The sequence below is a fragment of the Roseburia sp. 499 genome, assembly GCF_001940225.2.
In the GTDB taxonomy this organism is placed as follows: domain Bacteria; phylum Bacillota; class Clostridia; order Lachnospirales; family Lachnospiraceae; genus Petralouisia.
Genome location: NZ_CP135164.1, coordinates 2822814 through 2843463, shown reverse-complemented (window position 1 = coordinate 2843463; position 20650 = coordinate 2822814). Strand labels below are relative to the sequence as shown.

The following is a 20650-nucleotide window of genomic DNA, read 5'->3' as shown; positions in this document are numbered from 1 at the left end:
TCAAGAAGGCACAAAAAGGAGTTCCCTGTATGGAGCTCCTTTTTCTATGGAAAGAGTAGCAGAAGGGGTAACTAATACAGGAAGGAAGAAAAAGATTTATGGAAACGACACACATACTGGAATTGTTAGGAGGACTTGCTCTGTTTTTGTATGGAATGCAGATGATGAGTCAGGGATTAGAGGCAGCGGCCGGAAACAGAATGAAGCAGATTCTGGAAAAACTTACGGCTAATCGGTTCTTAGGTGTGGCAGTAGGCGCGGGAATTACAGCGATTATCCAGTCTTCATCGGCTACCACGGTTATGGTAGTAGGATTTGTAAATTCCGGCATGATGACGTTGCAGCAGGCAGTCTGGATTATTATGGGGGCCAATATCGGTACTACTATAACCGGACAGTTGATAGCACTGGATGTAGGGGCTATCGCACCGTTATTTGCTTTTATTGGTGTGGCAATGATTATGTTTTTGAAAAAACAGAAATATACTCATTTTGGACAGATTCTGGCGGGACTTGGGGTATTGTTTATCGGAATGGGAATGATGAGCGGTTCCATGGAGCCGTTGCAGCAGTCAGAAACATTTATTGATTTAATGACCACATTTTCTAATCCGGCATTGGGAATTTTGGCGGGAGCTGTATTTACAGCAGTCATCCAGTCATCTTCTGCGTCAGTGGGAATTTTACAGGCACTTGCAGTTAGTGGGCTGATTGGACTTGACGGTGCAGTGTATGTGTTGTTTGGACAAAATATTGGAACTTGTATTACGGCGGTTCTGGCATCTATTGGAACCAGTAGAAATGCAAAGCGTACCACATTGATACATTTAATGTTTAATGTGATAGGAACGGTAATCTTTACCGTATTGTGTATGGTAACACCATTGGTTTCCTTTATGGAATCACTTACATCTAATCCAGCGGCACAAATTGCAAATGTACATACACTATTTAATATTGTTACAACGTTGCTTTTACTTCCGGCAGGAACTGGGCTGGCAGCGTTGGCAAAAAAGATTCTTCCGGAGCGCCCGGAGGAGAGAAACAAAGAGCAGCATCTAAAATACTTGCACCCCCTTGGAAAATCTGCAGAGCGTACCATAGGTGTGGCAGCTATTTATATGAATCAGCTGGAGCAAGAGGTGTTCCGTATGTTGGAGATGGCTAAGGAAAACGTAGACAAGGCATTTTGGGCATTTCGGATAGGGGATTCTGAACAATTAGCTGTGATAGTGGAAACAGAGGAATACATTGATTATTTAAACAAGGAAATATCGCACTATATTTCCAGAACTATTGTAAATGAAGCAAATGCAGAAGAGACTTACAATGCCAGTCAGTATTTTAAAATGATTGGAAATATTGAGCGAATAGGAGATCATGCATTAAACATTGCAGAATATACAGAAATACTGCAGGAACATCATATTGCTTTTTCACAAAAGGCGCAGGAGGAAATGGAACGAATGGAACAGGTTTTACGAGTGTTGTTTGAAACCTTGGAAAATGAGAAACGGGGAACTTCTGAATGGATGATGCGTATTGCACAGCTGGAGCAAAGTATGGATGACATGACAATTCAGTATCGGGAACAGCATATGGAACGTATGCGTTTGGGAGAGTGCTCCGAGGAAGCCTGCATTATTTATTCAGAAATGCTGACGGATTTTGAACGAATTGGAGACCATGCATTGAATATTGCACAGGAGATGGAAAAGATTGTAACAGAATAGTATCATTTTGTTCGCCCTTGAGACGTAGGTCTTAAGGGCGAATTTGGCTTACTTATTGCTGTATTTCCTAAAATATATTTCTGATTGTTCTTTGCTAAGTTCAAAGCGTCTCTGTAATTTATCGAGGATGCGTTCTTCTGGAATGCTTTCTTCCAGATTGTCTAAAATAAATGCTTTGATTCCTTGCTCCAAACCTTGTTCCAGACCTTGCTCCAGACCTTGCTCCAGACCTTGTTCCAGACCTTGCTCCAGACCTTGCTCCAGACCTTGCTCCAATCCCTCTTTCCGCCCTTCTTCTAATCCCTTTTTCCGCCCTTCTTCTAATCCTTGTTTCCAACCTTCCTCTCGTCCTTCTTTTGAGTATACCTGACGCATAGATTCTTTAATCAACTGCATTTCTCGTTCCTCATCATATTCGAAAATACTCATCTGAATCGCCTCCGCTTTATACTTAAGCAAGAAATCCCTTAAAATTCCTTGTTTAATACATTCATTTACCGCATGTTCTACTGCAGTCTGGATATTCATAGTAGCCGCATATTCCCGCACTTTAGTTACATAAATCATATATTCTTGCAAAGTGTTGCATCTTTCTAAGATTTCTTTATTTTTTCCAAGATTGATATTTAACATTAATACTTTTAACTCTATTTCCGGTTCCGCTACCTTCTTTTCGAATGCATCTGAAAGTTTCAGTATCTGACGTTCTGGCTGTTCTTCTGTTCCATTATAAAATACCACAAATCTTGGTGTTGGTATCTGAACCAGTGATATGCCATACAAGGAACGGTCTGTGGTCATTTTCTCTAAAAGTCTCGCAATATAGAGTAAGTCCCTAAGAGGCATATTTGGATTGTAAGTAGATTGATGCTCGTAAAGATTCAATTCCACGTCAAACACAAAGGATATATCATTTTTCATATTCATATAAATAGCATTTTCCAATGTATTTACTTCTAAATCTTCAGGATTATCGTAATCTGTTCCGTTTACCGCATTATACAGACTTAATTATTGTCCTCCTTGATATTGCAGGAGGCTCTTACAGAATCTCCTGCTTTTGATGTTTGATACGAGTAAAAGCACGGATTTTCTGATGAAAGAATCTTTAGAAAAAATAGATGGCATTACGCCCAGAATCTTAGAAAATATGCTTTTGCACACATTTTAACATGTTGCTTCTTTTTTCACAACTATTAAATTAGGAAAAGGAAAAAACTGCCATAAAATATACATTGACGAATGCCGGAGACTTCCCTTATAATGCAGATGAATTAAAATTGCATTTAAGTGGAGGTAATGATGATGGCACTTTCATTTATGTTCTGTATGGATATTCTGGGAACGATAGCATTTGCAATATCCGGTGCTATGGTTGCCATTAAAAAAGAAATGGATATTTTTGGGGTAAACATTCTGGCAATTATTACAGCTGTCGGTGGAGGCATGCTGCGGGATGTTTTGATTGGGGATGTTCCGCCGGAAATGTTTCAAAATCCTATTTATACATTGGTAGCGGTTATTATTGCAAATAGCGTATTTGTTTATGCTTATTGGAATAAAAAGAATGTCAAGAGTAGTTATGTGAATTTATACGAGAAGACGTTGTTTCTATTTGATACGTTAGGTTTGGCTGTATTTACTGTAGATGGTGTAAATGCCGGAATGCATTCTGAGTTTGATTCTAATATGTTTCTTGTGGTCTTTCTTGGCGTGATTACAGGAGTAGGCGGCGGTGTGTTGCGCGATACGATGGCAAATGAATTGCCGTATATTTTTGTAAAACACATTTATGCCTGTGCTTCTATTTTAGGTGCTGTTGTTACTGTATACTGTTGGAAATACCTGGGAGAGAATCCGGCCATATTTGCAGGTTTCTTTGTTATTATTGTAATTCGTTTGTTGGCAGCTCATTATAAGTGGGATTTGCCGAGGGTCGTGAAAAAATAGTTATGGATAACAGGAATAGCAGAAGGATAAAATTTTCTTTTTTTCATAAGTACAACAGATGCTTGGTTTATTTGACGATTCTTTATTTTAAGAAAACTTATGAGTTCTTTCGGAGAACTATTGAGAGAAATATCTGGAAAGCTCTTTAGAAGAGAAGAAATTTCAGAAATGGAAAGATTTAAAGAGCGCAGAAAAAGAATCAGTTTTATCCGTTCCAGTATGAGGCAACAGCAGCGTTAGACAATATTTGTAAAAAAAAATAAAATATAAAACTTTTTTCCAATTTTCTGTGTCTTGGTTGTATAATGGAGGTAATTGGCATGAAGAAAAAAAGTTTTATACAATGGTTTATCTGTCTTATACGACGGGATATGGAAGAATACGAGGAAGACATAGGTGCTAAAAAAAGTATTTATAATGTTGTACAGCAAGAAACTTTAAACAAAAAGAAGAAAAGGTGGAGATGAGAGAATGAATTATACGCAAGCAGTACAACTTGCTAAAGAAGGCAAGGAAGAAGGATTTAATTTTTTATATGAAGATACTTACAAAAGTAAATATTATCTTGCATTGAAATATATGCAGAACGAAGAGGCAGCCAAGGATGTGTTGCAAGATGCATATATCAGGGCATTTTCAAAATTGGATATGCTGGATAATCCGGAAGCGTTTTCGGGGTGGCTTGGAATCATAGTGGCGAATACAGCGAAAAATGCGTTGCAGAAGAAGAAACCGATGTTGTTTTCTGATATTATGACAGACGAAGAAAATGAAAGTCTTGAATATCAAATAGAGGATGAAAATACACAAAGTCAGCCAGAAATTGCATATACCAGACAGGAAACACAAGAGCTTGTGCAAGAACTGATAAGTTCATTATCAGAAGAGCAGAGAATGTGTATTTTGATGTTCCATATAGAGGGAGAAAGCATCAGTGAAATAGCCGAGGCTCTGAACTGTTCCGAAAATACAGTAAAATCCAGACTGAATTATGGAAGAAAGAACCTTAAGGCGAAAGCAGAAGAATTACAGAAAAAGGGATACAAGCTATACAGCATTGCACCAACTCCATTGCTTGTATATTTGCTTATGTCAGAAAAGCAATCTATGGCAGCAGAAGGTGCGTTGGAGTTTGCAAACGATATAATAGCGAAAAATGTTGCCCAAGCGGTAAATGCTTCTAGTAGTGCGGGAATGTCAGCTGGAGCCGGAAATGCAGCAAAAGCAGGTATAGGGACAGCGACGAAAGCAGCAAAAAGTGGATTTATTCATACTGTAGCAGGAAAAATTACAGCGGCAGCAATTGGAATTTGTATCACAGGAGGAGCTGTAGCAGTAGGAGTATCACTTTGGAATTCTGGGGAAGAAACAGCAGAAGTTGTAAATGAACAGGAAGAAGATGATGTATCTACAGAGGAAGTAGTAGAAGAAGTAGAAAGGCAAGAACGTGAGGAGCAGCAAGAAAATGTAGAACCACAAGAAGAAATTTCTCAGGACGAAGAAGATACATTGTCATTTGAAGATTTAAAATATTTTTCATTTAGTTTTTCGAGTGGTGCCGGTGCATGGGGAACTGGTATGGATATTTATGCTGATGGAAGTTTTTCGGGAGGATATCATGATAGTAATATGGGAGAAACAGGAGAAGACCATCCATATGGAACGATAAACATCAGTAATTTTTCTGGGCAGTTTGCACAACCTGTGAAGGTAAATGAGTATACATATTCAATGCGAATTCGTGAATTGAGTTATGATGAAGAAGTAGGAAAAGAAGAAATTGAGGATGGTGTTTTGTACCATTATGAGGAAGCTTATGGCGTGGAGGGGGTAGAGGAGTTTTTGATTTATTTGCCAGGAACCTCACTTGATAAACTTCCGGAAGAAGTTAAGAAATGGCTAAATGGTAATGCTGTCTTGAAGAATAGTGATACAGAAATTTCATTTTATGTGTTGTATGATGAAAAAGAACAATATGTTTTTTCAAGTTACAATATTATTGATAGAATAAACAGAGATATAGAGTCTGCGGAAGAAAGGGCTTCTGATTTAGAAACTTCTATTGCGCAGGATGCACTTACACAAGCAGATTATAATGAAAAGACATTGCAGTTGTATGAATTGTGGGATGCTAAGTTAAACGATGTATGGAGTGTTTTGAAACAGACGTTGGATACAGAGACAATGAGTAAACTTACTGTAGAACAACGTGAGTGGGTCGCAATGAAAGAAGAGATGGTTAGTGAAGCAGGCGCTGAGTATGAAGGTGGATCTATGAAACCGATGGTTATGAATGAGAAGGCTGCAGAGCTGACCAGAGACAGAGTTTATGAGTTAATGAAATTGCTTGATTAGAAAAAGAAAAGGGCATCACAAATAGATTATGATATCTGTTTGTGATGCCCTTTCTTACTTAAATTCTATAATATCATTCGGAGTACAATCTAATATTTCGCATAACTTTCCTAATGTATTTACCGTGATGTTTTTATTCTTTTTTAAACTATCCAGTGTTTTGTTATCGATACCGGATTTCAATAATTTGTATTGAGAAATATTTTTAGCTTCCATGGTTTTCCATAAGGGATCAAAAGTGATAATGTCAACCAACTCCTTATACTTATATAACAAGTTTATTATATGTGTGTTGTGAAAAAATAAACATTGTGGAGATAATCACAATATGCTATGATTTAATGGAAAAATAAGGTGTATAAAAATTTTTCAAAAAAATTTTAATTTTTTAAAACTTTTTTAAAACTCACCATGTCATAGGGGTACAAAACAAAAAAATTAATATCCAAGGAGGAAAAAGAGAATGAAAAAAATGGTTAAAATGTTAGGTTTAGTTATGGGAATGTCATTGATGTTATGTGCATGTGGCAATTCAGAAGGAGAGGTTGCAAAAACAGAAAAGGATACCCCGAAGGCAGAAAAAGAGACTGAAAATAAGGGACAAGTTCCGTTAAGCGAATTTTTAAGGAATGAGGAACCTGTGATTTTCTATAAGGTGAAAGCTATAGATAAAGAAGAACAACCGGATTTATATATTTTTAAAGATGGGAAAGTGACAGAAATAGAAGGTAAGTATGTGGATAGAACATTTGGAGAATTATCTAACATGTCAGATGAAGAAATACTGGAAGTCGCCGAAGAGGCAAAAAAAAGTTATAGAGAGAAAAGAATAAGACTGTTTGAGGAACAATGGGCTCACGATATAGAACTGTTGGAACAGGGAAAATATGCACCAAGAGTTAGTGAAGAAGAAGCAATTGAACAGAAGAGACCATGGTCTGAAAGTGATGAAGTATTTTTGGGAGTTACGGATGAAGATGCGAAGAGGGGATTGGAGATATTGAAGGAATGGCAACCAAAAGGTCCAGTTGAAAATACATATGCTTTAAATGTTATTACAGATTCATCTGGAAATTCTGCAGTATCGGAGAAGTTAATAATAGTTGGAGAAGGGGAAGGCTCAGGGGTTAGTACATATAGTGAATCTGATATGCTATATTCGTTAGAAATATCAGAAGAACCTTCTGTTTATTGTGAACGTATATCGTTGGAAAATAAGTCTTTTGGTTTAGTATATGATTCCTTTTATTCCGGATGGAAATGCGGTAAAAAAACTGTTTTTGTAACTCGTGTAGAATCTGAAGTAAATGGTATTTGTTTAGATACACCAAAGTCAAAGGGTGTCGAAGTGGATAAGAACAATTCTGAGCTAGAGGAGAAGTTAAAGAAGGAAGTTTGTGAAGAAATAAATAATAAATAGAATAGGTATCTTGATTTTGAGAATGAAGTATGAAGCCAATCGGCGTGTCAATATTGCGAAAGAGTCACAGAGAACTACAGAGAAAGCAGCGCAAGATTATTATAAATACAAATTGTAAAAAAACTGCTGATGAAATTTGTTCAAAATTTGTTCGAGTTTAAAAACATTGTTTTATTTTGAGAAAAATTGCTGTAGAATAAAGCCATAAGGATTCTATGTGGTATCTAAAATGAATCAGGATTAGGATAAAGGAGGAAGCAATTGATGAAGAAGAGAAGTGTTTTCGCAATGGTAACAGCGATTGCTGTAGCTGGAATGACATTTAGCCAGTCGTTTCCGAGCTTAGCAGCAGAAGAAACTACAAGCGAAAAAGAAACGACTTATATTGAAAACGATGAGACAGGGATACCGGATAAGGTGTTGTATGATAAATTGTTGAGTCAGTCTGACAAAAACGGTGATGGGCGTCTGAGTGTGGCAGAAGCAGAGGCACAAATGTGGGTGATGACTGGAATAGCTCCTGAATGGGAATGGGGAGGAGAAAGACCTGAAGAGAAACGTATTAAAAGTTTAAAGGGAATTGAGTATTTTAAGAATCTTAATATGATTTCGCTGATTGACCATTCAATAACAGATATTACACCATTAAGCGGGTTGACAAATCTAACAAGTTTATGTTTGTATCATAATAAAATAACAGATATTACACCATTAAGTGGGTTAACGAATTTAGCATCTTTAAGTTTGGGAAGAAATGAAATAACAGATATTACAGTGCTAAGCGGAATGACGAATTTGACATCTTTAAGCTTGGATAGTAATAATATCGAAGACATTACAGCAATAGAAGGGTTAACGATTTTAACCTCTTTGGAATTAGGAAAAAATAGAATAACAGATATTACAGCACTAAGTGGATTAACAAATATAACTGCTTTAGAATTAGAAGAAAATGAAATAACAGATATTACACCGTTAAGTGGGATGAAAAATTTAAAGCATTTATACTTAGATAGCAATAAAATAACGGATATTTCTCCGGTGAAAGGTGCTACAAACTTAGAAACATTATCCTTAAGTGATAACGCACAAATAGATATTGCACAATTAAAGGATTTCATGAGTGTAAAATATTTATATTTGAATAATAATAGAATAACAGATATTACACCACTAAGTGGATTAACAAATCTAGAACTCTTAGGGTTAGAAAATAATGAAATAACAGATATTACACCAGTGAAAGGACTTTCTATATTAAGGGTGTTACAGGTGGCAAATAACAATCTTACATCCTTACCGGATTTGACTGGATTGCCACTTAGCGTGCGGTTGGGCAAAATCCCTATATTTACCAGTTTTTCCGGAAATAAGATTACAGTTACTGAAGCAAGGACGAAACTTCCGTCTTCACTTTTGAATGATGAAGATGAGGGGGAAGAGTGGTTTAATAATCAAGGATTTTTAGCAGATTCCGGTGCAGGTCGTGTTGTACCATATTATAGCCTTACATCAAATGGTGGTACATGGAATGGAAATCAATATACAATGGCAGATGGAACGGTAGCAACAGACGCATTTTTCTTTGATGGTTCTAATACTTATTATTTACAAGCAGATGGAAGCCCAATGCGCGATACCCTTACCTATCATCCGGACGGAGAACACATTATTTATCTGGACTCTAACGGACATGAGGTATTCAATTCATTCCAATACTGTCCGAGCGTAGGATATACTTGCTATTTTGATTCTAACGGGTATCTCTATAAAGACCAGATTACCTTTGTGGGAGACAAGACCTATTATTTGAATCTGAATGGAAAACTAGAGAATGAAGGATGGTTCCAATTTGGTAATGGTATGGATTATGGATATGCCAACTGGGATGGAACTTTAAATACCTGTGGATTTTCCTATGACCCATGGGGAAGAGTGGTATTCTATCATTGGAATGGAATGGTAGCACGTGGACTTATCACAGACGGTCAGTGGTATTATCTTATGGATGAGACAGATGGTCATTATGTGGGTAGTTTTCCGGTGAACTAAAAGGAGAGAACACAAGATGAAACGAAAATTATTGACAATCATGCTAAGCGTTGCATTACTATTTACAGGAACAACCATTCCAACACACGCAGCAGAAGGTGGAAGAACCGTTCCCCACTATAACCTTACAAAAGTAGGCGGGAACTGGGACGGAACCCATTACACACTGCCAGACGGAACCTTAGTAACAGATGCCTTCTTCTTCGACGGAGCATATACCTACTACCTGCAGGCAGACGGAACTCCGATGAAGGATAAACTCACTTACCATCCGGACGGAGAACACATCATCTATCTGGATTCTTACGGACATGAAGTATTCACGAACTTTCAGTATTGTCCGAGTGTAGGATATACCTGTTACTTTGATTCCAACGGATATCTTTACAAAGACCAGATTACCTTCGTAGGAGATAACGTATATTATTTAAACGCCAACGGGGCAATGGAGCAGAACGGCTGGTTTCAGTTTGCAAACGGTGCAGACTACGGTTACGCCAACTGGAACGGCACACTCATGAATAACGGATTCTCCTATGACCCATGGGGAAGAATTGTGTTCTATCACTGGAACGGAATGGTAGCCAGAGGACTTATCACAGACGGAGTAACTTATTACAGTATGGACACAACTGATGGACACCTGACAGGTTCCTTCATTATGCCAACAACTCCGACCCCAACGCCTACTCAGCCAACTCACAACCATCAGTGGCAACCACACTATACAACAAGAGTTATACAGGAAGCCTATGACGAAACCGTAACGAAGACCGTGACGGTGGGGGAAGAACATATCTTCTCAAATGAAGATAACACAGATTTGACCGCTATGTGTAGAAACGACCCAGACGGTTATGCTGCAGGGAGAACCCTCACTGAATGGTTAGCATATGAAGGAATTGACTGTGGTGTACACAACGGCGTCGTACCCGTAGAAAAACAGGTTACAGAAACCGTACATCACCCAGCAGTCACGGAACAGTACATCGACTACTACTTCTGTGCGGATGACAGTTGCGGAGAACGTCACACTCCTGCAGAACTGGGAAAACCAGACAAATAAGAAGAACGGACAGTGAGCCTGCGGACTTGCTGTCCAATTTCTTTCAAGTATCTAAGATTATCAGCACAACGGCTACCGCCGTTCGGGCGGATACAAGAAGAAATCAATAACACAAATAGGTAATTGCGAAACAAGTTCGCAATCCTGATTGAATACAAGGATAGAATCCTGCAATGCAGGATTCTTGGTATGAAAAGTGGATACCAGGTATTTTTTGGCACACGAAATAAATCCCATGGATTTATGGAATTGGTAAGCCCTATGCGATGAGAGGTTTCAAACTTCTAAGATACTGGTGTTTATGTATTTTATCAGCAACCATCACAGTAACAAGCTGGGTAATACCGGCGAGAAGAAGATCTGCATGGAGCGTTTTCTCATTTTGAGTTTTACGTCCGGCAATACAGAAACTATCTTTAAAGTGATTGATAGATTTCTCTACATTGACTCGGATTTTGTAAGTTTCATCCCATTCGGCGGAACCGCGTTCGACACCCGGATACGCGCGGAGGTTTTTCTCCGGATAGATGTAGATCATTCGTCCGCAGGAAGAAGTTGTACAGGGGTTATCGCAGTGGCAGACGCGACGTTTGGATTTATCTGCCGGATTGTATTCCCATTTCATTTTGGGGCATACAAACTTCATGGTTGGAATCTTGCTTTTTAAATGAGATTTACTTCCTTCTCTTTTCATTGGGAGTGAAGGATCGTGAGGGCAACAGGGAATGCCGTTCTCGTTGAATGTGCAGCCGTTTTCTTCCATGGAGAGTTTTACTCTAAGGGGAATGAAAGCTTTTTGAAATCCGATTTCTTCAAAAAGAGATTTGTAGATTTCAATCGTATCAAAGGCTGCATCGCCCAGAAAAGTCTTTGGTTCAATAAGCGGATGTTTCTGGAAGAAATCAATCAAAACAGGAAGTAATGCTTTTGAGTCAGCGAGCGACTTATCCTCGTCCGGAGAATCCGATTTTTTCTCCACAACGATATCAGGATGAGTATTCAGGAAGTCTTTGTTATAGAAAGTGATGTCACGAACGATACCAAGTCCATTTGTAATAATGCCAAACTTATAGGCGTAACAGAAATGCCCATTGATGTACATTTGCTGGATAGCCTGATTAGAGGCAGCATGGGAAGGCATGGAACCATAAGCAGCCTTATAAGGGTCGTAAGAATCATCAAGGTTATGAGATTTTTTAAAGGCTTTCAGCTGTTTGATAATACGGTTAGCGTATTTGGGATTATTTTCAGTGACCCAGGCCTCTATACCGGAGGTATCGAAGATGGTCATGGATGCAAGAGCAGAATCCAGCTTTTGGCATATCGGTTCAGTCAGATCAACCATGTGATCGAACATTGATTGTAAGTCCGAAAGAAAATCCTGTTTGAAACGAGTGAATTTTGAGGCATCTGGAACCACATCAAATCCACAGAAATCACGCAATTCCTGAGAGTACTTGAGAAAGACAATCAAAAGCATATCAGTCGGGATTGAGAAGATACGCTGGATCAGAAGAGCTTTCAGCATAGGATAAAGCTGATGTTTACGAGGTCTTCCGGTACGAGCGTGAAAATGAGACACAAAAGAAACAGGAACAATTTCATCAAGGTTAATGGCTTCATCAAGAAGTATTAGAAACTGATATTTGTCATTGTCAAATTTATTTTGACAATCTTCAAAAACTTCTGCCAAAGTGAGCTGCTTATGTGTTATCATATGAGTATATCTCCTTTCAGGTGGATGGTTGATTAGTTTCTCGACAATTCTATTTTACCATAAACCTTGAGGAGATATTTTATTTTGGCAACAAAAAATGCTGTATTTATGCGGCTTTTGGCGTTTCGCAAACGCCTAAATAACACAAAATAGAAAAGGAGAGAACATATGAAGCGAAAATTATTAACGATGATGCTAAGTATCACGTTGCTATTTACAGGGATAACAACCCCAGCGCACGCTGCCGAAGGCGGCAGAACAGTCCCGCACTACGACATTACAAAAGTAGGTGGGGACTGGGACGGAACCCATTACACACTGCCAGACGGAACCTTAGTAACAGACGCCTTCTTCTTCGACGGAGCATATACCTACTATCTGCAGGCAGACGGAACCCCGATGAAGGATAAACTTACTTACCATCCGGACGGAGAGCATATCATCTATCTGGATTCTTACGGACATGAAGTATTCACGAACTTTCAGTATTGTCCAAGTGTAGGTTACACCTGTTACTTTGATTCCAACGGATATCTCTACAAAGACCAGATTACCTTTGTGGGGGATAAGGTGTATTACCTGAATGCCAATGGAAAAATGGAAAACGAAGGATGGTTCCAGTTTGCCAATGGAACAGACTACGGATATGCCAACTGGGATGGAAGTCTTATGAATAACGGATTCTCCTATGACCCATGGGGAAGAATTGTGTTCTATCATTGGAATGGGATGGTAGCCAGAGGACTTATCACAGACGGAGTAACTTATTACAGTATGGACACAACCGACGGACACCTGATAGGTTCCTTCATTATGCCAACAACCCCAACCCCAACGCCCACACAGCCAACCCACAATCATCAGTGGCAACCGCACTATGCGACAAGAGTCGTACAGGAAGCCTATGACGAAGAAGTAACACACACCGTGCAACGTGACTACGACCATCTATTCGCAAACTGGGACCCATCCTTTGACTTGACACAGGCTTGGATGGACGAACCAGAAGGTGTAGCAGCGGGTCGCGATTTCATGGGTTGGATGCAATATCACGGATACCCAACGGCATGCTTCACACAAACAGTGACAAAAAACGAAGAAGTCACAGAAACCGTTCATCATCCAGCCGTTACGGAACAGTACATCGACTACTACTTCTGCGCGGACAACAGTTGTGGAGAACGTCACACGCCTGCAGAACTGGGAAAACCAGACAAATAAGAAGAACGGACAGTGAGCCTGCGGACTTGCTGTCCAATTTTTTGTATCACTTTTGTTATGTGTGTTGCGAAAAAATAAATATTGTGGAGATAGTCACAATATGCTATGATTTAATGGAAAAATAAGGTGTATAATAAAATTTTCAAAAAAATTTTAAGTTTTTAAAACTTTTTAAAAACTTACATTGTCATAGAGGTACAAAACAAAAAAATAATATCCAAGGAGGAACAAAAAATGTCATATTGTATGAAATGTGGAAAAGAACTGAAAGAAGGAGAAGCCTGCAACTGTCAGGCAGTTACAGGAGCAGAACAGAATGTTATGGAGCAAAGGAAGAAAACGAAATTATTGGTTATAATTGGCGCGGCTATTATGTTTATTGCCAGTTTCATGCCATTCTATAGCGTTCGTTCCCAGAGCATTTCGTATGTAAATGGTATGGGAGACGGCGTAGGAGATGGAATTCTTATAATTATATTGGCTATTGCCGCAGTTGTGTTGGCGGTTACGAATTTACAGAAGTTTGGTCTAATACCGGCGGTTCTTGGTGTGGGGATAACTGTTTTTGATATGTCCCAGGTAAAAAATGTGGCTCATGGAATAGGAAGTTTTGGTGCAGGACCATATCTGATAATTGTTGGAGCCATTATTGCCGGCATAGGCAGTGTACTTGCTATTATGTGGAAAATAGGGAGAGTTAAGCGGTAGGGAGAAGTATGATGGAGAGACGCATTTTGTTATGGAAAAATGAAGGTACAAAGTAAAAAGGACTTGATTTATCAAACCTTTGCTAATACAATCAAAACAGAGAGAAATTGGAAGAGAATTCCAGATAGTCAGAAAAATAAAAGGCAGAAGGGAGCATCCTTATGAAACGAAAATTATTAACAATAATATTAAGCATCACACTGCTATTCACAGGAATGACAACCCCAACACACGCAGCAGAAGGTGGCAGAACCGTTCCCCACTATAACCTTACAAAAGTGGGCGGGAACTGGGACGGAACCCATTACACATTGCAAGACGGAACCTTAGTAACAGATGCCTTCTTCTTCGACGGAGCATATACCTACTATCTGCAGGCAGACGGAACCCCGATGAAGGATAAACTTACTTACCATCCGGACGGAGAGCATATCATCTATCTGGATTCTTACGGACATGAAGTATTCACGAACTTTCAGTATTGTCCAAGTGTAGGATACACCTGTTACTTTGATTCCAACGGATATCTCTACAAAGACCAGATTACCTTCGTCGGGGATAACGTATACTATCTAAACGCCAACGGGGCAATGGAGCAAAACGGCTGGTTTCAGTTTGCAAATGGTGCAGATTACGGTTACGCCAACTGGAACGGCACACTCATGAACAACGGATTCTCATACGACCCATGGGGAAGAGTTGTATTCTATCACTGGAACGGAATGGTAGCCAGAGGACTCATCACAGACGGAGTAAACTATTACAGCATGGATACGACAGACGGGCATTTAATAGGTTCCTTCCCCGTATCAACAAATTCAACTCCAACGCCGGCTCAGCCGACACCACCATCAGCATGCGTACACAACGTAATAGCACACTGGGCGACAAGAGTATTACAGGAAGCGTGGACAGAAACCGTAACAAAAACAGTGACAGAATACGAAGACCATGTAATAGACGATGATGACCCTTCTCGTGACTTAACGATAGAGTGGCAAATGAAAAGACCTGACTTGCCGAACATCATGGAATACATCATATACCTAACTGAAACAACGGGTTATCAAGGGAATTTTCATCATATTCAAATTCCTGTTACAAAAACAGTAACGGAAATCATACAACACGATGCAATAACAGAAGAATATATTGACTACTATTACTGTCTGGATTGTGGTGAAATAATAGAACCATAAAGGTATATTTCCCAAAAAGGTGCACACAACGATACGGCTTTGGTCGAAAAACAAGTTACTGAAATTGTGCATAATGATGCAATGACCGAAGAGTACATCGACTATTATTAGTGTGTAGACAACAGCTGTAGTATGAAATATAAAAAGAAACTTAGTAAATTCAAGGTTTTATATACTATTTTGAACCTTGAGTGAAGCGAAAGGAAAGGAGAGCAATATGAGAAAGAAAATGCGAAAGAATAATTATGAAAAAGGAAAGGAGAATATTATGAAGAAAATAGCAGCATTATTATGTACAGCAGTTGTATTCACTGCGTTTCCGGCAGAGGTTATGGCTGCGGAAGATTCCACTACAAATGAAGCGTCAGTTATTGAGGAGGAAACAACGCAAAATACGGATATAGCTGAAGAAAATACAACTGAAATGGAAGTAATCAGTGAGGAAAAAGCAGCAGATATAGTGGTAGACGAAGCAGGATTTAAATGGAATGGAACCGTAATTGTCGGATATCAGGGTGATGCATTTGACATAGTGATTCCGGCAAAAGCGACTGCAATTGGGGACAATGCTTTTAAAAACAATGACAACATTACATCGGTGAGATTCGAACAGGGGTCAAAGGTACAGTCCTTGAGATACCAAGCTTTTTATGACTGCGATTCTCTTAATAGTGTAGAATTACCAACTGGGTTGATTACAATAGGGCAGTCGGCATTTGCTAGTTGTGGTGAACTTACCTCTGTTGTGATACCGGATACGGTAACAGTGCTCGGTACAGGGGCTTTCGAATACTGCACATCTTTAAAAGAGATTACAATACCCAAAAGTGTAACTTGTATTGGGGCATTTTGTTTTAGAGGTAATCCGTCGTTGACAACTTTCCGGTGTGAATCTACATACAATTTATTTCTTAATTATGATTATGCTTTTTACGATAGTAATGCAGTAACCATATATGGTTATGTTGGATCCCCAGCAGAAAAATTTGCAAAAAGCCATAAATTACCATTTGTTCCATTACTGGATTCTGTAGGAATTTATATCTGGCAGTATGAAAACGGATTGATTGAGGGTGGAGCTGTTGTGAATGAAGGAGCGAATGCTGCACCATTATTATATCGTTGGTTAGTATATGATGTGAAAAATGGACAGTGGATTCAGGCAAGTGACTGGTCAAGTGATTATGGAATTCACTATAGACCAACTACCAGTGGAGATTATTTGGTTTACTGTGAAGTAAAAGATGGTGCAGGAAAAACATTTAATGCAACAGTTGGTGTTAATTATCGTCATGCAATCAAGGCAATTTGTCAGATGCCGGATCCAAATGGAAATGGCTATCTGATTGGTATCCAGAGTTTTAATAATCCGGGATATTATTACGAAATGCAGATTTTGGATTGTAATTTGTATATGCAAGGAAAAGACGCATGGATTTATAGCACAGGAAAGTGTGGAACCCAGGATACAACCTTGTGGACAACCTGGAAACCGGTACCGGGATATTATTGGACATTGTTTAATTTGTATGATGCATCAGGTAATTTGGTGGATCAGCAGTGCTATGGATTTACGAACGCAGAATAATAGTTATAGAATATAAAAGTTATATATAACAGTTACGGTGCTATTGAAGCACCGTGACTGAAGAGGGAATCGTTATGAAAAGAAAAATACTAACAGTTATATTAAGCGTCACGTTGCTATTTACAGGAATGACAACACAGACATACGCAGCAGAAGGTGGCAGAACAGTCCCACACTACGATATCACAAAAGTGGGCGGGAACTGGGACGGAACTCATTACACACTGCCAAACGGAACCTTAGTAACAGATGCCTTCTTCTTCGACGGAGCATATACCTATTACCTGCAGGCAGACGGAACTCCGATGAAGGATAAACTCACTTACCATCCGGACGGAGAACACATCATCTATCTGGATTCTTACGGACATGAAGTATTCACGAACTTCCAGTATTGTCCAAGTGTAGGTTACACCTGTTACTTTGATTCCAACGGATATCTTTACAAAGACCAGATTACCTTCGTAGGAGATAACGTATATTATTTAAACGCCAACGGGGCAATGGAGCAGAACGGCTGGTTTCAGTTCGCCAATGGAATGGACTACGGTTACGCCAACTGGAACGGCACACTTATGAATAACGGATTCTCCTACGACCCGTGGGGAAGAGTGGTATTCTATCATTGGAATGGAATGGTAGCCAGAGGACTTATCACAGACGGAGTGACTTATTATAATATGGACACAACTGATGGACATTTAATAGGTTCCTTCATTATGCCAACAACTCCAACCCCAGCACCTGCTCAGCCAACCCACGAACATCAGTGGATGCCACACTATGCAACAAGGGTTGTGAAAGAAGCATACGACGAAGAAGTAACAAAAACCGTTACGGAATATGAAGAACACACATTCGAAAACGGTACGAACAAAGACTTGACCATTGCGTACAGAAATGACCCTGACTCCGCAACAATGTCATTTGGAGAATGGATGCGATGGAACGGTATCATGGGGTGTCACAACGACATGGTCCCCGTGCAGAAAACCGTAACAGAAACCGTTCATCACGACGCTGTTACCGAACAGTACATCGACTACTACTTCTGCGCGGATGACAGTTGCGGAGAACGTCACACTCCTGCGGAACTGGGAAAACCAGATAAATAAGAAAAACGGACAGTGAGCCTGCGGACTTGCTGTCCAATTTTTTGTATCACTTTTGTTATGTGTGTTGCGAAAAAATAAATATTGTGGAGATAGTCACAACATGATATTATTTAATGGAAAAATAAGGTGTATAATAAAATTTTCAAAAAAATTTTAAGTTTTTAAAACTTTTTAAAAACTTACATTGTCATAGAGGTACAAAACAAAAAAATAATATCCAAGGAGGAACAAAAAATGTCATATTGTATGAAATGTGGAAAAGAACTGAAAGAAGGAGAAGCCTGCAACTGTCAGGCAGTTACAGGAGCAGAACAGAATGTTATGGAGCAAAGGAAGAAAACGAAATTATTGGTTATAATTGGCGCGGCTATTATGTTTATTGCCAGTTTCATGCCATTCTATAGCGTTCGTTCCCAGAGCATTTCGTATGTAAATGGTATGGGAGACGGCGTAGGAGATGGAATTCTTATAATTATATTGGCTATTGCCGCAGTTGTGTTGGCGGTTACGAATTTACAGAAGTTTGGTCTAATACCGGCGGTTCTTGGTGTGGGGATAACTGTTTTTGATATGTCCCAGGTAAAAAATGTGGCTCATGGAATAGGAAGTTTTGGTGCAGGACCATATCTGATAATTGTTGGAGCCATTATTGCCGGCATAGGCAGTGTACTTGCTATTATGTGGAAAATAGGGAGAGTTAAGCGGTAGGGAGAAGTATGATGGAGAGACGCATTTTGTTATGGAAAAATGAAGGTACAAAGTAAAAAGGACTTGATTTATCAAACCTTTGCTAATACAATCAAAACAGAGAGAAATTGGAAGAGAATTCCAGATAGTCAGAAAAATAAAAGGCAGAAGGGAGCATCCTTATGAAACGAAAATTATTGACAATCATGCTAAGCGTTGCATTACTATTTACAGGAACAACCATTCCAACACACGCAGCAGAAGGCGGCAGAACGGTCCCACACTACGATATCACAAAAGTAGGCGGGAACTGGGACGGAACCCATTACACACTGCCAGACGGAACCTTAGTAACAGACGCCTTCTTCTTCGACGGAGCATATACCTACTACCTGCAGGCAGACGGAACTCCGATGAAGGATAAACTCACTTACCATCCGGACGGAGAACACATCATCTATCTGGATTCTTACGGACATGAAGTATTCACGAACTTTCAGTATTGTCCAAGTGTAGGATATACCTGTTACTTTGATTCCAACGGATATCTTTACAAAGACCAGATTACCTTCGTAGGAGATAACGTATATTATTTAAACGCCAACGGGGCAATGGAGCAAAACGGCTGGTTTCAGTTTGCAAACGGTGCAGACTACGGTTACGCTAACTGGAACGGCACACTCATGAACAACGGATTCTCCTATGACCCATGGGGAAGAATTGTGTTCTATCACTGGAACGGAATGGTAGCCAGAGGACTTATCACAGACGGAGTGACTTATTATAATATGGACACAACTGACGGACACCTGACAGGTTCCTTCATTATGCCAACAACTCCAACCCCAGCGCCTGCTCAGCCAACCCACAATCATCAGTGGCAACCACACTGGGCAACGAGAGTCGTACAGGAAGCCTATGACGAGACCGTGACGAAGACCGTGACGGAGTGGGAATTACACTGTTTTTCAAACGAAGACCCATCGTGGGATATCACGGCAGAATGGCAAGCAAACAGACCTGATTTACCAAACGAAGGTGCTTACATGTCTGTAATGGGATATGGCTGTAGTTGTCACACCGACACCGTACCCGTAGAAAAACAGGTTACGGAAACCGTACATCATCCAGCAGTCACGGAACAGTACATCGACTACTACTTCTGCGCGGATGACAGTTGCGGAGAACGTCACACTCCTGCGGAACTGGGAAAACCAGATAAATAAGAAAAACGGACAGTGAGCCTGCGGACTTGCTGTCCTTATCTCTCAAAAATGTCACTTCGCCCCATTTATGAACAAAAATGAAATAAAAAGGACTTGAAATATCAAGCCCGGGATGGTACAATCAAATCAGAAAGGTATCGGAAAACGATATTCCGATTACCCTCAGTAAAGAATAAATTAGAGAAATAGCATCCTAAACTTTGGGCGGTAGAGGATGCTATTTCTTTTTATCATAACGATTATCAATGTATGACAATACTGCAAAGACAACTAATAATAAAGTTAAAACTTCCATAGTGGTCATAAGCATCACCCTCTTTCATAATACTAGAGGGCAACTGATATCGGAAAATCGCATCCGCTTTCTGCTAAATTGTACCAGAAAAAAATATAACATATGAAACGACAATCTTCAACAAAAATCCCCATAAATGAAAACATTTAACATAATTATCAGCACAACAGCTATCGCTGTTCGGGCGGATACAAGAAGAAATCAATAACACAAATAGGTAATTGCGAAACAAGTTCGCAATCCTGATTGAATACAAGGATAGAATCCTGCAATGCAGGATTCTTGGTATGAAAAGTGGATACCAGGTATTTTTTGGCA

16 protein-coding genes and 1 pseudogene are annotated in these 20650 nt (G+C 39.5%); 14 read left to right on the top strand and 3 right to left on the bottom strand.

Annotated features, from left to right (window positions below; genetic code table 11):
- Window positions 1-98 precede the first annotated feature (98 nt).
- A complete protein-coding gene (locus BIV20_RS13915) occupies window positions 99-1733 on the top strand; it encodes a Na/Pi cotransporter family protein (protein WP_075722012.1) in 1635 nt (544 codons plus the stop codon).
- A 48-nt stretch (window positions 1734-1781) separates the two neighbouring features.
- Here BIV20_RS13915 and BIV20_RS13910 read toward each other — a convergent pair whose 3' ends face one another.
- Window positions 1782-2660 (bottom strand): hypothetical protein, encoded by an 879-nt coding sequence (locus BIV20_RS13910; RefSeq protein WP_158024955.1) that lies wholly within the window; start codon window positions 2658-2660, stop codon window positions 1782-1784.
- Window positions 2661-3038: 378 nt separating this feature from the next.
- On the opposite strand from BIV20_RS13910, the gene BIV20_RS13905 reads away from it, so the two are divergent.
- From BIV20_RS13905 to BIV20_RS13895, 3 genes are all read left to right on the top strand, one after another.
- Entirely contained in the window at window positions 3039-3683 is a 645-nt protein-coding gene (locus BIV20_RS13905) for a trimeric intracellular cation channel family protein (RefSeq protein ID WP_083655326.1), read from the top strand.
- A gap of 320 nt (window positions 3684-4003) precedes the next feature.
- Window positions 4004-4150, top strand: coding sequence for a hypothetical protein (locus tag BIV20_RS13900; protein WP_158024956.1), 147 nt, complete (start codon window positions 4004-4006; stop codon window positions 4148-4150).
- A gap of 4 nt (window positions 4151-4154) precedes the next feature.
- Window positions 4155-6038: a sigma-70 family RNA polymerase sigma factor gene (locus BIV20_RS13895; protein WP_075722015.1), complete on the top strand. Its 1884-nt coding sequence runs from the start codon at window positions 4155-4157 to the stop codon at window positions 6036-6038.
- A 54-nt stretch (window positions 6039-6092) separates the two neighbouring features.
- Here BIV20_RS13895 and BIV20_RS16720 read toward each other — a convergent pair whose 3' ends face one another.
- Entirely contained in the window at window positions 6093-6254 is a 162-nt protein-coding gene (locus tag BIV20_RS16720) for a helix-turn-helix domain-containing protein (RefSeq protein ID WP_192848895.1), read from the bottom strand.
- A 247-nt stretch (window positions 6255-6501) separates the two neighbouring features.
- Between BIV20_RS16720 and BIV20_RS13890 the strand changes: the two genes are divergently transcribed.
- The 3 genes from BIV20_RS13890 (at window position 6502) to BIV20_RS13880 (ending at window position 10576) form a co-directional block, all read left to right on the top strand.
- Window positions 6502-7458, top strand: a complete 957-nt coding sequence (locus tag BIV20_RS13890; protein WP_075722016.1) for a hypothetical protein — start codon at window positions 6502-6504, stop codon at window positions 7456-7458.
- 264 nt (window positions 7459-7722) lie between these two features.
- Complete coding sequence (locus tag BIV20_RS13885; protein WP_075722017.1) at window positions 7723-9510, top strand: leucine-rich repeat domain-containing protein; 1788 nt, start codon at window positions 7723-7725, stop codon at window positions 9508-9510.
- Window positions 9511-9526: 16 nt separating this feature from the next.
- Window positions 9527-10576, top strand: a complete 1050-nt coding sequence (locus tag BIV20_RS13880; protein WP_075722018.1) for a hypothetical protein — start codon at window positions 9527-9529, stop codon at window positions 10574-10576.
- 321 nt (window positions 10577-10897) lie between these two features.
- Here the strand turns inward: BIV20_RS13880 and BIV20_RS13875 are convergent.
- A pseudogene (locus tag BIV20_RS13875) lies at window positions 10898-12293 on the bottom strand (transposase).
- Window positions 12294-12461: 168 nt separating this feature from the next.
- Between BIV20_RS13875 and BIV20_RS13870 the strand changes: the two are divergent.
- From BIV20_RS13870 to BIV20_RS13840, 7 genes are all read left to right on the top strand, one after another.
- Window positions 12462-13514, top strand: coding sequence for a hypothetical protein (locus BIV20_RS13870; protein WP_330554328.1), 1053 nt, complete (start codon window positions 12462-12464; stop codon window positions 13512-13514).
- A gap of 234 nt (window positions 13515-13748) precedes the next feature.
- Window positions 13749-14222 carry a hypothetical protein gene (locus BIV20_RS13865; RefSeq protein WP_330554325.1) on the top strand — a complete coding sequence of 158 codons (474 nt, stop codon included), beginning with the start codon at window positions 13749-13751 and terminating at the stop codon, window positions 14220-14222.
- A 161-nt stretch (window positions 14223-14383) separates the two neighbouring features.
- A complete protein-coding gene (locus BIV20_RS13860; RefSeq protein WP_330554327.1) occupies window positions 14384-15421 on the top strand; it encodes a hypothetical protein in 1038 nt (345 codons plus the stop codon).
- A gap of 217 nt (window positions 15422-15638) precedes the next feature.
- The gene (locus BIV20_RS13855; protein ID WP_075722046.1) at window positions 15639-17009 is read left to right on the top strand and encodes a leucine-rich repeat domain-containing protein; all 1371 of its coding nucleotides are present in this window, start codon (window positions 15639-15641) and stop codon (window positions 17007-17009) included.
- 74 nt (window positions 17010-17083) lie between these two features.
- Entirely contained in the window at window positions 17084-18124 is a 1041-nt protein-coding gene (locus BIV20_RS13850; RefSeq protein WP_330554326.1) for a hypothetical protein, read from the top strand.
- Window positions 18125-18358: 234 nt separating this feature from the next.
- A complete protein-coding gene (locus tag BIV20_RS13845) occupies window positions 18359-18832 on the top strand; it encodes a hypothetical protein (protein ID WP_330554325.1) in 474 nt (157 codons plus the stop codon).
- A 161-nt stretch (window positions 18833-18993) separates the two neighbouring features.
- Window positions 18994-20037: a hypothetical protein gene (locus tag BIV20_RS13840; protein WP_330554324.1), complete on the top strand. Its 1044-nt coding sequence runs from the start codon at window positions 18994-18996 to the stop codon at window positions 20035-20037.
- Window positions 20038-20650 lie beyond the last annotated feature (613 nt).